Source organism: Klebsiella sp. Q2, assembly GCF_009900705.1.
Classification (GTDB): domain Bacteria; phylum Pseudomonadota; class Gammaproteobacteria; order Enterobacterales; family Enterobacteriaceae; genus Klebsiella; species Klebsiella quasipneumoniae.
Window position 1 is genome coordinate 1,374,520 of sequence record NZ_JAAABE010000001.1, and the last position, 14,267, is coordinate 1,388,786.

Annotated in this window: 13 protein-coding genes; 11 read left to right on the top strand and 2 right to left on the bottom strand. The window is 60.9% G+C overall.

Annotated elements, in window-relative coordinates; genetic code table 11:
* Positions 1 to 28 precede the first annotated feature (28 nt).
* The 8 genes from GT756_RS06690 (at position 29) to GT756_RS06725 (ending at position 9,842) form a co-directional block, all read left to right on the top strand.
* Positions 29 to 850: a shikimate dehydrogenase gene (locus GT756_RS06690; protein WP_004204809.1), complete on the top strand. Its 822-nt coding sequence runs from the start codon at positions 29 to 31 to the stop codon at positions 848 to 850.
* Positions 847 to 2,523 carry an FAD-dependent oxidoreductase gene (locus GT756_RS06695; protein WP_160124623.1) on the top strand — a complete coding sequence of 559 codons (1,677 nt, stop codon included), beginning with the start codon at positions 847 to 849 and terminating at the stop codon, positions 2,521 to 2,523. Before GT756_RS06690 ends, GT756_RS06695 begins: the two co-directional genes overlap by 4 nt.
* Before the next feature lie 13 nt (positions 2,524 to 2,536).
* Positions 2,537 to 2,857, top strand: a complete 321-nt coding sequence (locus tag GT756_RS06700) for an NIPSNAP family protein (protein ID WP_004204812.1) — start codon at positions 2,537 to 2,539, stop codon at positions 2,855 to 2,857.
* A gap of 10 nt (positions 2,858 to 2,867) precedes the next feature.
* Positions 2,868 to 4,559, top strand: a complete 1,692-nt coding sequence (locus GT756_RS06705; protein ID WP_032455633.1) for an FAD-dependent oxidoreductase — start codon at positions 2,868 to 2,870, stop codon at positions 4,557 to 4,559.
* Positions 4,560 to 4,617: 58 nt separating this feature from the next.
* Entirely contained in the window at positions 4,618 to 5,436 is an 819-nt protein-coding gene (locus GT756_RS06710) for a sugar phosphate isomerase/epimerase (RefSeq protein WP_004204814.1), read from the top strand.
* Between the two features lie 10 nt (positions 5,437 to 5,446).
* The gene (locus GT756_RS06715; protein ID WP_017898923.1) at positions 5,447 to 6,808 is read left to right on the top strand and encodes an aromatic acid/H+ symport family MFS transporter; all 1,362 of its coding nucleotides are present in this window, start codon (positions 5,447 to 5,449) and stop codon (positions 6,806 to 6,808) included.
* A 331-nt stretch (positions 6,809 to 7,139) separates the two neighbouring features.
* Positions 7,140 to 8,318, top strand: a complete 1,179-nt coding sequence (locus GT756_RS06720; protein WP_004204816.1) for a Gfo/Idh/MocA family protein — start codon at positions 7,140 to 7,142, stop codon at positions 8,316 to 8,318.
* Positions 8,319 to 8,477: 159 nt separating this feature from the next.
* A complete protein-coding gene (locus tag GT756_RS06725; protein ID WP_004204817.1) occupies positions 8,478 to 9,842 on the top strand; it encodes an MFS transporter in 1,365 nt (454 codons plus the stop codon).
* Positions 9,843 to 9,885: 43 nt separating this feature from the next.
* Here the strand turns inward: GT756_RS06725 and GT756_RS06730 are convergent, their stop codons facing one another.
* On the bottom strand, positions 9,886 to 10,377 hold the full coding sequence (locus tag GT756_RS06730) for a YajQ family cyclic di-GMP-binding protein (RefSeq protein ID WP_002891465.1): 492 nt from the start codon (positions 10,375 to 10,377) through the stop codon (positions 9,886 to 9,888).
* Between the two features lie 218 nt (positions 10,378 to 10,595).
* On the opposite strand from GT756_RS06730, the gene panE reads away from it, so the two are divergent.
* The 3 genes from panE to GT756_RS06745 are packed head-to-tail and all read left to right on the top strand — an operon-like array spanning position 10,596 to position 12,591.
* Positions 10,596 to 11,507, top strand: a complete 912-nt coding sequence (gene panE, locus GT756_RS06735; RefSeq protein ID WP_017898925.1) for a 2-dehydropantoate 2-reductase — start codon at positions 10,596 to 10,598, stop codon at positions 11,505 to 11,507.
* Positions 11,470 to 12,063 (top strand): protein deglycase YajL, encoded by a 594-nt coding sequence (gene yajL, locus GT756_RS06740; RefSeq protein WP_064150602.1) that lies wholly within the window; start codon positions 11,470 to 11,472, stop codon positions 12,061 to 12,063. Before panE ends, yajL begins: the two co-directional genes overlap by 38 nt.
* Before the next feature lie 51 nt (positions 12,064 to 12,114).
* The gene (locus GT756_RS06745; protein WP_048323159.1) at positions 12,115 to 12,591 is read left to right on the top strand and encodes an SRPBCC family protein; all 477 of its coding nucleotides are present in this window, start codon (positions 12,115 to 12,117) and stop codon (positions 12,589 to 12,591) included.
* 66 nt (positions 12,592 to 12,657) lie between these two features.
* On the opposite strand, the gene thiI is transcribed toward GT756_RS06745, so the two are convergent.
* Positions 12,658 to 14,106 carry a tRNA uracil 4-sulfurtransferase ThiI gene (gene thiI, locus GT756_RS06750; RefSeq protein WP_160124624.1) on the bottom strand — a complete coding sequence of 483 codons (1,449 nt, stop codon included), beginning with the start codon at positions 14,104 to 14,106 and terminating at the stop codon, positions 12,658 to 12,660.
* Between the last annotated feature and the right edge of the window lie 161 nt (positions 14,107 to 14,267).

Here is a 14,267-nt window from a genome sequence, read left to right on the forward strand (position 1 = left end):
AACATTCATTTAACAAATGAGGTTTGAAATGGTCAGTGGAACTACCCAGGTTGTCGCCGTGATTGGTCATCCGATCGCCCAGGTGAAATCACCGGATAACTTCAACCGCTACTTTGCCGAACAGCACATGGACAGCGTCATGATCCCGGTGGATATCGTCCCGGACGCGGTGGCCGCCTACCTCAACGCCCTGCGCGGCTGGCAGAACATGAGCGGCGTGCTGGTGACGGTACCGCATAAACAACGCGCCGCCGCGCTGGTCGACGAGCTTACGCCGCGCGCTCGCCGACTCAACGCCATCAATGTGATCCGCAAGCTGGCGGATGGCCGGTTACAGGGCGATATGCTGGACGGCGTCGGATTTCAGCTTGCCGCCGAGGCACAGGGTTTTCAGCCGGCAGGTAAGCAGGCGCTGCTCTCCGGTTGCGGCGGCGTCGGCAGCGCCATCGCCTGGGGATTGTGCGAGGCGGGGATCCGCCAACTGGCGCTGCACGATCAAAACCCGGCCACCCGGCAACGCCTGCACGATCTTCTGACTGAGGCCTTTCCGGCGGTGCAACTGAGCACACTGCCGGACAGCCTGCACGGTGTCGATCTGCTGATCAACGGCTCGCCGGCCGGCATGGCCGGGTTTGATGCACTGCCCCTACCCCAGGCGCTGCTGGAGACGCTCGACAGCGCCACCCACGTGGCCGACGTTGTCACCGCTCCGGTGATGACCCCGTTGCTCACCTTCGCCGCCGCCCGCGGCTGCCGGGTACAGACTGGGCCGGAAATGGCGCTGGCGCAGATGACGCTGATGGGCCAGTTTATCGGCGCCATCCCGTCGGCGCAGGGAGCGGCGGCATGAAAAGCTGGGATGTGATCGTCATCGGCAGTGGCGCCGCTGGCTTTGCCGCCGCGGTCACCGCCAGCTGCAAAGGGCTGTCGGTGCTGATGCTGGAGAAAGCCGGTCAGTTCGGCGGCACCTCGGCTATCTCCGGCGGCGCCGTGTGGCTGCACGATACCGACCAGGCGCGCGCCGAGGGCAAAAGCGGTAGCGCCGAAGCGATCAAAACCTATCTACGAACCATTATCGGCGAGGCCCACTACCGCGAAGATATCGCCGAGGCGTTTGTCCGCGCCGGGCGAGAGGCCCTCGCCTTTCTGGAGCGCGAGGGGGCGGTGAAATATAGCCTGCGCCCGCTCTCACCCGATTACTATCCGGATGAGCCCGGCGCCGTCGACGTCGGTCGGGCGCTGGAGGTGGTCGAGTATGACGGCCGTGAACTGGGGGACGCGTTTCGCGACCTGCGCTCGCCTCCGCCGGGGATGCTGCTGTTTGGCGGGATGATGGTCAACCGCGTCGACATTCAACATTTTCTCGATATGCGTCGCTCGCTGCGCTCCCTGGCCCATTGCACCCGGCTGCTGCTGCGCTACGCCCGCGACCGGGTGAAATATCCTCGCGGCACCCGCCTGGCGATGGGCAATGCGCTGATTGCCCGCATGGCGACCACGGCGCTGCGTAAAGGCATGAGCCTGCGGCTGAATGTCAATGTGCTGGCGCTGTGCGAATCGCAAGGCGCGGTCACCGGGGTAGAGATTGACTATCAGGGGCAAAAAGAGACGCTACACGCCCGCCGTGGGGTGGTGCTAGCCGCAGGCGGCTTTGCCGCTGGCGCGCTGGCGGCGCGCTATCGGCCTCACACCCGAGAGCACTTCACCATGTCGCCGCCAGCCAATGATGGCGCTGCGCTGCGTCTTGCGGCGGCACTTAACGCTCGCGAGGGAGCCGATCGCGCGTCCAACTTTTTCTGGGCGCCGGTATCGGTGCTGACCCGTGCCGACGGCAGCGAGGAGCGCTTCCCCCACCTGGTGACCGACCGGGCCAAGCCGGGCGTGATTGCCGTCAATCAGCGGGCGGTACGCTTCGTTAACGAGTCCAGCTCCTATCACCATTTTGCCAGCGCGATGCAGCGTGCAGCGGAGAATGCCCCCTGCTTTTTACTGTGCGACGCGCAGGCGATGAAGCGTTATGGCCTCGGGCTGGCGCGCCCGGCGCCGGTGAACAATGACGCCCTGATCGCCGCTGGCTATCTGCATAGAGCCGATACCCTGGCCGCGCTGGCGCAGCAGCTTGGGCTGGATGCCCACGCCCTGAGCGAGACGGTCGCCCGCTACAATCGTGACGCCGCGCAGGGTGTGGACCGTGAGTTTGCCAAAGGCGGCAACAGCTATAACCGGGCGATGGGCGATCCGGGCCGTCATCCTGACGCCTGCAACGCTCCCCTGCTCAGCGCGCCGTTCTATGCCATCAAACTCTATACCGGCGATCTGGGGACTTCTCGAGGTCTGGTCACCACCGCCGATGCCCAGGTCGTCAACGCTGAAGGCAACCCCATTGCGAGGCTGTACGCGGTGGGAAACGACATGGATTCGCTGATGGCCGGCACCTACCCGGGTCCCGGCATCACCCTTGGCCCGGGGCTGACGTTTGGCTACCTCGCCGCCTGCCATCTGGCGCAACCCGCCACCCACTAATCAGGAAAACATCATGATCTACGAAAAACGCACCTACACCATCAATCCGCTGAAAATGGCCGACTGGCTGGCGCTGTACCAAAGCGATGCCCTGGCGGTGCAAACTGACCATCTTGGCAAACTGATCGGCTTCTTTTTTACCGAGATCGGCGTGGTCAATCAGGTAGTGCACATCTGGGCTTACGAAAGCCTGGACGATCGTCTGGTACGCCGCGCACGGATGGCCCAGGACGAGCGCTGGCAGACCTTCTCGCGGAAAAACCGCGAACTGGCCGCCGTGGAGCGCCTCGAATCGGTGCTGATGCGCCCCACCGCTTTTTCACCATTGCAATAAGGAGTCCATCATGAGCGGGCCTGTGAAGGTGGATGTGCTGGTGGTCGGATCCGGCGCGGCGGGACTCTCTGCCGCGGTCACCGCGGCAGTGCACGGCGCCAGCGTCATGGTGGCGGAGAAAGCGTCAGTGCTCGGCGGGACCAGCGCCTGGTCCGGCGGCTGGCTGTGGATCCCCTGCAACCCGCTGGCGCGAGCGGAGGGCATCGACGAAGCGGCCGATGCCCCGCTGACCTATCTGCAGCATGAGATGGGGGGAGAAGCCGCCGACGTTCGCTTGCAGACCTTCCTGCATTACGGGCCGGAAATGGTGGATTTTTTTCATCAACGGACGGCGGTGAAGTTTCTGTCGGGCAGCACCATGCCGGACTTTCACGCGTCGCCGGGCGCGGCGAACGGTGGGCGGTCGGTCACCGCTCAGCCCTACGATGGCCGCCTGCTCGGCGACTGGCTCCACCGACTGCGCCCGCCGCTGGAGACCATCAGTCTTGCCGGGATGGGCATCGCCGGCGGCGCGGACATGGCGCATTTTTTCAACGCTACCCGCTCGCCGCGCTCTGCGCTGTATGCCGCCCGCCGCCTGCTGCGCCACGGCTGGCAGCGGCTGCGCGCCGGACGAGGGTTGCATCTGGTCAATGGCAATGCGCTGGTCGCCCGTCTGCTGCGATCCGCCCTCGACGCCGGGGTGCGTTTTCAGCTCAACGCCCCGGCGGTCAGACTGCTGCAGGGTCCGCAGGGAGTGTCCGGTGCAGTGCTGCGCAGCGACGGCGGGGAGATACTCGTCGAAGCGGGCGCCGTGGTGCTGGCCTGCGGCGGTTTTCCCCACGATCGGCAGCGCCTGGCGCAGGTGGTGCCTCATGCCGCGGAGGGTTACGGCCATTTCTCCGCCGCGCCGCCTGACAATCAGGGCGAGGGGATCCGCCTTGGCGAATCCGCCGGCGGCCAGTTCGATACCCGCCTGCGCCACCCGCTGGCCTGGGCGCCGGTGTCCCGCGTCACCCTCGCCAGCGGCCAGCAGCTGATGTTTCCCCATCTGGTGGAACGCGCCAAGCCCGGGGTGATCGCCGTCCTGCCTAACGGCAAACGCTTTGTTAACGAGGCCGACTCCTATCACGACTTTATCGCCGCCCTGCTGGCGGCGACGCCTGCGGGCGACACGCCGCAGGCCTGGCTGCTGGCCGATCGGCGCGCGCTGCGCCGCTATGGCCTGGGCCACGCCAGGCCCTTTCCGTTCTCCCCTACCGCCTGGCTGCGTACCGGCTATCTGCGGCGAGGAAACACCCTTGCCGAGCTGGCGAAGCGGTGCGCCATCGATACCGATGCGCTGGCGGAAACCGTTGCACGCTTTAACCATTTTGCCAGCACCGGTGAAGACATCGATTTTCACCGCGGCGCATCGGCCTATAACCGCGCGCAGGGTGACCATCAGGTGACGCTCGGAGCGCTGCGCGAAGGGCCGTTCTACGCGGTGCGCATTCTGCCCGGCTCGCTGGGCACCTTTAGCGGGTTACAAACCGACGAACACGCTCGGGTGTTGGATGGGCAGCAGCAGCCGATACCGGGCCTGTTCGCCATCGGCAACGACATGTCGAGCGTGATGCGCGGCTATTACCCCAGCGGAGGGATCACCCTCGGGCCGGCTATGACCTTCGGCTACCTGGTGGGCAAAAATCTGGCGGCAAACACAATAAAAACAAAGCAATAAAAACCAGGGACGGCAATACCCCTGGCTAACTTCACCTGCAACTGTACCGGAGCCATTTATGAACATGCGTACCCTATCGCTCGCCGCGCTGAGCCTGCTCGATGTCCCTCCCCCCGAACAGGTGCGGATAGCGGCCAGAACCGGTTTTACCCACGTGGGACTGCGGCTGCTGCCCGCCACACCCGCCGACCCGGACTACGACATGCTGGGCGATACCCCCGCCGTCCGCGCGACCCTGGCCGCGCTGATGGAAACCGGCATCCGCGTCTCGGACGTGGAGATCGTCCGCCTCAGCCCGGGGTTTACCCTCGACGATCGGCTGCAGCGCTTTATGGAGACCGCCGCGCGGCTTGGCGCCGGACAGGTGTTAGTCGCCGGGAATGACGACAACCTGCAGCGCAGCGCCGACAACCTGGCCACTCTCGCCGCGGCCGGTCGCTCATTTGGCCTGACCATGAACCTTGAGCCGATGCCCTGGACCCAGCTGCGCACGATCGCCGATGCGCAGGCGCTGATCGCCGCCAGCGGGCGGGAAGATATCGGCATCCTGGTGGACGCCCTTCATTTCTGGCGCGCGGGGGAATCGCTCGCCGCCCTCTCCAGCCTGCCCGCGCATCATCTGAACTATATGCAACTCTGCGATGGCGCGGCGCAGCGGCCGGAAAGCGAGCAGGAGCTCATCCGCCAGGCCCGCTCAGCGCGCAACGTGCCGGGGGAAGGCGGTCTGGATCTGCACGGTCTGATGGCGGCACTGCCGGCAACGCTACCGGTCTCCCTCGAAGTGCCGCTGGACGGTGAGCAGGGCGCCCTGCCGCCCCTCCAGCGGGCGCAATTACTGTTCAATGCCGCGCAGCCCTACCTGCGCTCCTGCGCATAAGGAATACGCTATGACACAGACTCAACGCCTGGATGTCAGAGAGTTAATTAACCGTAATCCTCTGAGCCGCTTTCAAAAGCAGATTATTTTTCTCGGCTTTTGCGTTATCGCTCTTGATGGGTTTGATATCGCGATCATGGGCTTTATCGCCCCGACGCTGAAGCTGGAGTGGGGGGTAAGCAACCACCAGTTGGGCCTGGTGATTAGCGCCGCGCTGATCGGCCTCGCGCTGGGCGCTATTTTCTCTGGCCCGCTCGCCGACTGGCTGGGACGCAAGAAGATCATCATCAACAGCGTCTTCTTCTTCGGCTTCTGGACCATCGCCACCGCCTTCTCGCACAACATTGAGCAGATGATGTTCTTCCGCTTTATGACCGGCCTCGGACTGGGCGCCGCGATGCCGAACATCGGGACGCTGGTGTCGGAATACGCTCCGGAACGCCAGCGCTCATTTATTATTACCGTCATCTTCTGCGGCTTCACCTTCGGCGCGGCGGCCGGAGGATTTACCGCGTCATGGCTGATCCCGCAGTTTGGCTGGCACTCGCTGATGGCGCTCGGCGGCATTCTGCCGCTGCTGTTTGCCCCCCTGCTTATCTGGCGGCTGCCGGAATCGGTTCGTTTTCTGGTGATCAAACAAGCGCCTGCGGCGCGCATTCGCGCCATCCTCAATCGTCTTTATCCCGGACAAATCAGCGACAACGTGACGTTTATCCTGCCGGCGCAGCCGGCGGCCGGGAATGCGATGCGCATTGTGCTCTCCCGCCAGTATGGCTTTGGCTCGCTGATGCTATGGCTGGTCTACTTTATGGGGCTGTTCCTCGTCTATATTCTCGGCAGCTGGCTGCCAACGCTGGTTAAGGAGGTCGGGCTTACCGTCAGCCAGGCGGCCGTCATGACGGCCATCTACCAGGCGGGAGGTACCCTCGGCTCGCTGTTTGCCGGCTGGCTGATGGACCGCATCAATCCCCATCGCGCGCTGGGGATGATCTACGCCGTCGGTGGCCTGTTTACCATGGCGATGGGCTACGCGGCGGGCAGCTTTGCCCTGCTCTGTATGCTGGCGTTTATCAGCGGCGCCTGCCTGAACGGCGCCAATACCGGCATGAACGCCCTCTCCGCCCGTTACTACCCCACGCAGGCGCGGGCGACGGGATCCAGCTGGATGCACGGCGTCGGGCGGATCGGCGCGATCCTCAGCGCCTTTGCTGGCGCTGAGATGATGGCGCTCAACCTGCCCTTCGAAAGCGTCTTTTTGATCCTCGGCATCCCGGCAGCCCTCACCGTCGCAGGCCTGGCGGCGAAGGGTATCTTTGCGGCCGGTAATCCTCCCGCCGCTTCGCCAGCCCCCGCATCTGTGCGCGGAGCGTAATGTCGTCGTCTTCCTCCGGTGCAATCTGCGGATTGCACCGCACGTTGAGGTTAAAAAGAAAATTTATTTCATCTTGCTCTGTAACGAAAAGCATTCCGCCACATTCCGGCCTGTACCCGTCGCCGTTGATTCCCCTCTCCTTTTCAACCCAGCGGAAAATAAACTTCTGCTTATTCGATCCCCTTCGCATATATGAAAAATAAATTCCACAATACAATTGAAACAGAACAAACATTTCCTTAAGTTTAGGTCAGTCTATCCGGATGCGCGTTGCCGCAGGCGTCGGCATTGAGCGCCTCAGAGTGCGAATGATTTCAAAAAGGAGAGCACCATGTTAAACGGTCTGAAACCCTTATCCCGTTCCCTGCGTTGGGGCATGGTCGGCGGCGGGGGAACCAGCCAGATCGGCTACAGCCACCGCTGTGCGGCGCTGCGTGACAATGTTTACACCCTACTGGCCGGCGCGCTTGACGTCGATGCCGAGCGCGGGCGCGCGTTCGGTGAGCAGCTTGGCATCGCGCCGGAGCGCTGCTACGCCGACTACCAGACCCTGTTTCGTGAAGAGGCTCAGCGTCCTGACGGGATCGAGGTCGTCTCGGTCACCACCCCGAATAATACCCATTTCGCCATCACCAAAGCGGCGCTGGAAGCGGGCCTCCATGTCATCTGTGAAAAGCCCCTCTGTTTTACCGCCGAAGAGGCACGCGAACTGGTGGACCTGAGTAAAAAACAGAACAAAATCGTCGGCGTCACCTACGGCTATGCCGGCTATCAGATGATCCAGCAGGCGCGGCAGATGATTGCCGATGGGCTGCTCGGCGAGATCCGCATCGTCAATATGCAGTTCGCCCACGGCTTTCATAACCAGGCCGTGGAGCTGCAGGCAGAATCCACCCGCTGGCGCGTGACGCCGAAGTTCGCCGGGCCCAGCTATGTGCTGGGAGATTTGGCCACCCATCCGCTGTTTGTCGCCGAAACCATGGCGCCACAGCTCAATATCAAACGGCTGATGTGCTCCCGCCAGAGCTTTGTTCCCTCTCGCGCGCCGCTGGAAGATAACGCCTTTGTCCTGATGGAATATGACAACGGCGCGGTTGGCTCGATGTGGACCAGCGCGGTGAACAGCGGCGCCATGCACTCGCAAAAAGTACGCATCGTCGGCGAAAAAGCGAGTATCGAATGGTGGGATGAGCATCCTAACCAGCTCAGCTATGAGGTGCAGGGCGAGCCGGCGCGCATTCTGGAACGCGGGATGCCCTACCTGAGCGCAAACGCGCTGGCGGACGATCGCATCGGCGGCGGTCATCCGGAAGGGCTGTTTGAAGCCTGGGCCAACCTCTATCGCCGCTATGCGCAGGCGATTGACGCTACGGACCGTGACGATCGCGCCTTCCTGCAAGACTTCTGGTATCCGGACGTCGAAGCCGGTCTGCACGGCGTCTATTGGGTCGAGCAATGCGTCAAATCGGCTGATGCCGGCAGCCAGTGGGTTGACTTTACTTTACCTTAATTTTCCCCCTCGCCAGTGGAGTCCTCCTCCACTGGTTTATTGATTTTTACCAACTTGTCGCATCGCGCAACAGCCCCGTAATATCTGTTAAACAAACATTTATTTACGCTTCTTACCCCCCGCCGCTACACTAGGCGCAGTTTTTATATTGAGGTGGTAATGAACGATAACAAAATGACGCCAGGGGAACTGCGCGCGACCTGGGGTTTGGGGACGGTATTCTCCCTGCGCATGCTTGGCATGTTTATGGTCCTGCCGGTTCTGACCACGTATGGCATGGCATTGCAGGGCGCCAGTGAAGCGCTGATTGGCCTGGCGATCGGCATCTACGGTCTGGCGCAGGCGGTGTTCCAGATCCCCTTTGGACTGTTATCTGACCGTATTGGCCGTAAGCCGTTGATCGTCGGCGGCCTGCTTATTTTCGTGCTCGGCAGCGTCATCGCCGCGCTCACCGACTCCATCTGGGGCATCATTCTTGGCCGCGCCCTTCAGGGCTCCGGCGCCATCGCCGCCGCGGTCATGGCCCTGCTCTCCGATCTCACCCGCGAACAGAACCGCACTAAAGCGATGGCGTTTATTGGCGTCAGCTTCGGCGTCACTTTCGCTATCGCCATGGTGCTGGGGCCGATTATTACCCATCAGCTGGGTCTGCACGCCCTGTTCTGGATGATCGCCATCCTGGCGACCGTCGGCATTCTGCTCACCCTGTGGGTGGTTCCCAACAGCCAGAACCACGTGCTTAACCGCGAATCCGGGATGGTGAAGGGCTGCTTTAGCAAGGTGCTGGCGGAGCCGCGCCTGTTGAAGCTCAACTTTGGCATCATGTGCCTGCACATCATGCTGATGTCCACTTTTGTCGCGCTGCCCGGACAGCTGGAGGCCGCCGGCTTCCCGGCCGCCGAGCACTGGAAGATTTACCTGGTCACCATGGTTATCTCCTTCATCTCGGTGGTGCCGTTTATCATCTACGCCGAAGTGAAGCGTAAGATGAAGCGCGTCTTTTTGCTCTGCGTCGCCATCCTGCTGATTGCGGAGATTGTCCTCTGGGGCGCCGGAGGCTACTTCTGGGAGCTGGTGGCGGGCGTTCAGCTCTTCTTCCTGGCGTTTAACCTGCTGGAAGCGCTGCTGCCGTCGTTGATTAGCAAAGAGTCGCCGGCGGGCTACAAAGGCACCGCGATGGGCGTTTACTCCACCAGCCAATTCCTCGGGGTGGCGATTGGCGGCGCCCTTGGCGGTTGGGTCGATGGTTTCTTTGATTCGCAGACTGTGTTTCTGCTGGGCGCCCTGCTGGCGATGCTGTGGCTGCTGGTGGCCAGCACCATGAGCGAGCCGCCCTACGTCAGCAGCCTGCGGGTAGAGGTACCGGACGGCGTGGTGGTCGACAGCGCGCTGCAGGCGCGTCTGCTGAATGCCAGCGGGGTTCATCAGGCGCTGGTGGTGCCCGAGGAGCGTTCGGTGTATATCAAAATCGACAGCAAAGTCACCAACCGCTTCGAGATAGAGCAGCTCATCAAAGGGGTATAAAAAAAGCGGGGAATTCCCCGCTTTTTGCTGTCTGTCGGCCGCCTTAGTCGCGGAAGTTTTTGAACTGGAACGGTTGTCCCAGATCGCCACCGCGCACCAGCGCCATCACCGACTGCAGATCGTCGCGGGACTTACCGGTCACGCGGATCTCTTCGCCCTGAATCTGGGCCTGCACTTTCAGCTTGCTGTCTTTGATCAGTTTAACGATCTTCTTCTGCACCGCGCTTTCAATGCCCTGCTTCAGCTTCGCTTCAACAAACCAGGTTTTACCGCTGTGTACGATATCTTCCGGCACGTCGAGGGAGGTGCCTTCAATGCCGCGCTTGAGCAGCTTGGCGCGCAGGATATCCAGCAGCTGGTTCACCTGGAAGTCAGACTCGCTCAGTACTTTAATGGTCTTGTTGGCGTCGTTTAATTCAAACGTGGCTTCAACGCCACGAAAATCAAAACGCGACTCAACTTCGCGGCTCGCGTTGTCTACCGCGTTACGGGCTTCCTGAAGATCAACTTCAGAGACAATATCGAAAGATGGCATCTTTTCCTCTCCTTCCGTTTCTTTTGCGTTGCATAATACCTGCAACGCGGCATAACTCAACTTGTTATCCCGGAAGCTTAGCTGATTACGCAACGCTCGCGCTATTTTCCCCATGCTGCCCGACGACGCCGAAACTCCCTTTCCGTGCGACGATGCGAAAAGCGACGAGATAGACTTTAGTCATCAGCGCCTGGGGTAGCGGCAGATGAGGAGGAACAATGAAAGTAACCGTACTGGGATGCGGTGCACTGGGGCAACTATGGCTGACCGCGTTGTGCAAACAGGGACATGAAGTCCAGGGCTGGCTGCGCGTGCCGCAGCCATTCTGTAGCGTCAACGTCATTGAAACCGACGGCTCGGTGTTCAACGAGTCGCTGACGGCCAACGATCCCGATTTTCTTGCCAGCAGCGAGCTGCTGATTGTCACTTTAAAAGCCTGGCAGGTTTCAAACGCGGTGAAGCACCTGGCCGCGATCCTGCCGGACACCACGCCGATTGTGCTGGTGCATAACGGCATGGGAACCGTCGAGGAGCTGCGCAGCGTGAAACAGCCGTTGCTGCTGGCCTCCACCACCCAGGCGGCTCGCCGGGACGGGAATGTCATCATCCACGTCGCCCAGGGCACCACGCATATCGGGCCGGCGAAAAGCTACGAACAGGACTACAGCTACCTCGCTGAAGTGCTGCAGAACGTGCTGCCGGATGTCGCCTGGCACAACAATATTTTCTCGGCCACCTGGCGCAAACTCGCGGTTAACTGCGTGATTAACCCCCTGACCGCGATAAAAGGGTGTAAAAATGGCGATCTGCGCGACTATCCGCAGGAAGTTGCGGCCATTTGTCGCGAGGTGGCGGCAGTGATGGAGCGCGAAGGTATTCATACCTCGGCGGAAAACCTGCTATTTTATGTCGAACAGGTGATTGAAAGTACGGCAGAAAATATCTCATCCATGCTGCAGGACGTTCGCGCCCAGCGGCACACGGAGATCGACTATATCACCGGTTTTCTGCTCAACCGCGCCCGCGCCCACGGCGTTGCCGTACCGGAAAACGCCCGCTTATTTGAACTGGTCAAGCGTAAGGAGAATGAATATGAGCGCGTCGGCACTGATTTGCCTCGCCCCTGGTAGCGAAGAGACCGAAGCGGTCACCACTATCGACCTGCTGGTCCGCGGCGGGGTGAAGGTGACCACCGCCAGCGTCGCCAGCGACGGCGGCCTGACCATCGTCTGCTCGCGCGGCGTCAAGCTGCTGGCGGATGCTCCTCTGGTCGAGGTGGCCGATGGCGATTTCGATATTATCGTCCTCCCGGGCGGCCTCAAGGGAGCGGAGTGCTTTCGCGACAGCCCGCTGTTGGTGGAAACCGTCCGCCAGTTTCATCTCTCTGGGCGCATTGTGGCCGCTATCTGCGCCGCTCCGGCGACCGTGCTGATACCTCATCATCTGTTCCCGATCGGCAACATGACCGGTTTTCCAGCGCTGAAGGCGCAGATCCCCGCCGATCAGTGGCAGGATAAGCGGGTGGTCTGGGATCCGCGGGTGAATCTGTTAACCAGCCAGGGTCCAGGGACATCGATTGATTTCGCCCTGAAAATGATCGATCTGCTGGTGGGGCGCGAGAAAGCGTATGAGGTCGCCTCACAGCTGGTGATGGCCGCCGGCATCTATAATTACTACGAAGCCTGATAGCCGGTCCGCGCCGCGGACTGGCTCCCCCTTTTCCTGAGGAGTCGTAGCATGTCCCGTAGCGCAACCGATTCTCGCGATCTTGTTATCAGCCGCCTGCTCAGCGCGCCCGCCGCAGCCCTGTGGCGCGCGTGGGCCGACCCGGCATTACTCCGAACCTGGTGGTGCCCGAAGCCCTGGCAAACCGAGGTTCTGACCTTTGATTTTCGCGCCGGCGGGGCCTTTCACACCGTGATGCACGGCCCTGACGGTGAACGCAGCGATAACCCCGGCTGTTTTCTTGAGGTTATCCCGCAACAAAAAATCGTCATGACCTCGATGCTGACGGCGGATTATCGCCCCGCCGTTTCCCCCTTCGCGATGACGGCCATCATCACTTTTGCCGATGAACAGGGCGGGTGTCGCTATACGGCCACAGTGCTGCATGCCGATGATGAAACCCGCGAGCAGCATGAGCAGATGGGATTTTTCGAGGGCTGGAATATTGTCATCGATCAACTCAATGACCTGGCGCTGACCCTGCGCTAATACACTCCCCAGCCAATAGTAAAAAGGCCTTCCATCAGGGAAGGCCTTTTGCATCATAACAATCTGTTACGGGCGATAAACTTTCACGTTGCTGAAGCCCTGCTCGCGCAAATAAAGCGCCTGCAGACGGCTCATCACTCCGCGTTCGCACCACAGCAGCCAGGTTTTACTCTGATCGAGATCGCCAAACTTGGTGCTCAGCTTGTAGAACGGCAGAGAAACAACTTCAACCCCCTCGACCTTAAGCGGCTTGTCTTCCTGCTCGTCGATGGAGCGAATGTCGAGGATCGCGTCGTTGGCGCCAAAGCCGTTCACGGTTTCCACTTCCACCACCGTCCCTTCCGTCTGCTGGGCGATTTCGCGGATATCGATATTGCTCGCCTCTTCCACCACTTTATCGAGGATGCTGAAATCGAAGTGTTCTTCTTCCGCTTCAATCTTCGCCTTCACCGCCTTCACGGTCGGGCTCTTGGAGATCACGCCGCAGTACTCCGGCATCGTGCGGGCGAAATCTTCCGTACCGATCTCGCGGGCCAGGTCGATGATGTGCTCTTTATCATGCGAAATCAGCGGACGCAGGATCAGGGTATCGGAGACGTTGTCGATCAGGCGCAGGTTGGTGAGAGTCTGACTGGAGACCTGGCCCAGCGCTTCGCCGGTGACCAGCGCCTGCACGCCGTAGCGTTCCGCGACTTTTGACGCGGCGCGGACCATCATGCGCTTGAGCACCACGCCCATCTGGCCGTCATCCACTTTTTCGAGGATTTCGCCGACCACCGGCTCAAAGTTAATCGCCACAAAGCGAACGCGGTGAGAGCTGCCGAAGCGGTTCCACAGGTAATGCGCGACCTGGCGGACGCCAATCTCATGGGCGGCGCCGCCAAGGTTAAAGAAGCAGTAGTGCACGCGGCAGCCGCGGCGCATCAGCATGTAGCTGGAGACGCCGGAGTCAAAGCCGCCGGAAATCAGCGACAACACATCTTCCTGCGTGCCGATCGGGAAACCGCCGATACCTTCATAGCGGCCTTTCACCAGCAGCAGGCGATCGTTTTCAATCTCAAGATTGACGGTAACGTCCGGGTCGGTCAGCTTCACGCGCGCCGTTTCAATATGCTGATTCAGGCCGCCGCCGACGTAGCGCTCCACCTCAATTGAGGTGAATTCATGTTTGCCGCGACGCTTCACCCGCACGCAGAAGGTTTTGCCTTCCAGCGCCTCGCGCCACAGCGGCAGCGTCTGCTCAAAAATATCGTGCAGCGAGGTGAACGGTACGTCTTCGACTTCCAGAATATGGTGGATGCCGGGAATACGGGTCAGCGCATCGCGAATAGCCGGGCGCTGATTTTCATCTTTCGCGCGAACTTCGATATGATCCCAATGGCGAACGACGGCCAGCGTCTCGTCATAGTTTTTGAGAACGTTACGAATGTTCCCGGTTAAGATTTTAATGAAGCGCAACCGCACAGATTGGCTTTTGATGGTGATTTCCGGGAACAATTTAATGATAAACTTCATGGCGACAATAGTTCGTTGGCAAGCCCGACGGGGCTTTAAGCAAAAGTTGTAAAGCAGCGCACACCGGTGCCTGCATCCTGGGCGCGGAGTATATCACCATTGCGCGTTATTTGCTTACACGCGTGACTTCGTTACCATACCCGGTATTGCCGTCGCGAAAT

Coding starts and splice junctions, on each gene's coding strand:
- GT756_RS06690 (WP_004204809.1), top strand. CDS start 29: ATGGTCAGTGGAACTACCCAGGTTGTCGCCGTGATTGGTCATCCGATC.
- GT756_RS06695 (WP_160124623.1), top strand. CDS start 847: ATGAAAAGCTGGGATGTGATCGTCATCGGCAGTGGCGCCGCTGGCTTT.
- GT756_RS06700 (WP_004204812.1), top strand. CDS start 2,537: ATGATCTACGAAAAACGCACCTACACCATCAATCCGCTGAAAATGGCC.
- GT756_RS06705 (WP_032455633.1), top strand. CDS start 2,868: ATGAGCGGGCCTGTGAAGGTGGATGTGCTGGTGGTCGGATCCGGCGCG.
- GT756_RS06710 (WP_004204814.1), top strand. CDS start 4,618: ATGAACATGCGTACCCTATCGCTCGCCGCGCTGAGCCTGCTCGATGTC.
- GT756_RS06715 (WP_017898923.1), top strand. CDS start 5,447: ATGACACAGACTCAACGCCTGGATGTCAGAGAGTTAATTAACCGTAAT.
- GT756_RS06720 (WP_004204816.1), top strand. CDS start 7,140: ATGTTAAACGGTCTGAAACCCTTATCCCGTTCCCTGCGTTGGGGCATG.
- GT756_RS06725 (WP_004204817.1), top strand. CDS start 8,478: ATGAACGATAACAAAATGACGCCAGGGGAACTGCGCGCGACCTGGGGT.
- GT756_RS06730 (WP_002891465.1), bottom strand. CDS start 10,377: ATGCCATCTTTCGATATTGTCTCTGAAGTTGATCTTCAGGAAGCCCGT.
- panE (WP_017898925.1), top strand. CDS start 10,596: ATGAAAGTAACCGTACTGGGATGCGGTGCACTGGGGCAACTATGGCTG.
- yajL (WP_064150602.1), top strand. CDS start 11,470: ATGAGCGCGTCGGCACTGATTTGCCTCGCCCCTGGTAGCGAAGAGACC.
- GT756_RS06745 (WP_048323159.1), top strand. CDS start 12,115: ATGTCCCGTAGCGCAACCGATTCTCGCGATCTTGTTATCAGCCGCCTG.
- thiI (WP_160124624.1), bottom strand. CDS start 14,106: ATGAAGTTTATCATTAAATTGTTCCCGGAAATCACCATCAAAAGCCAA.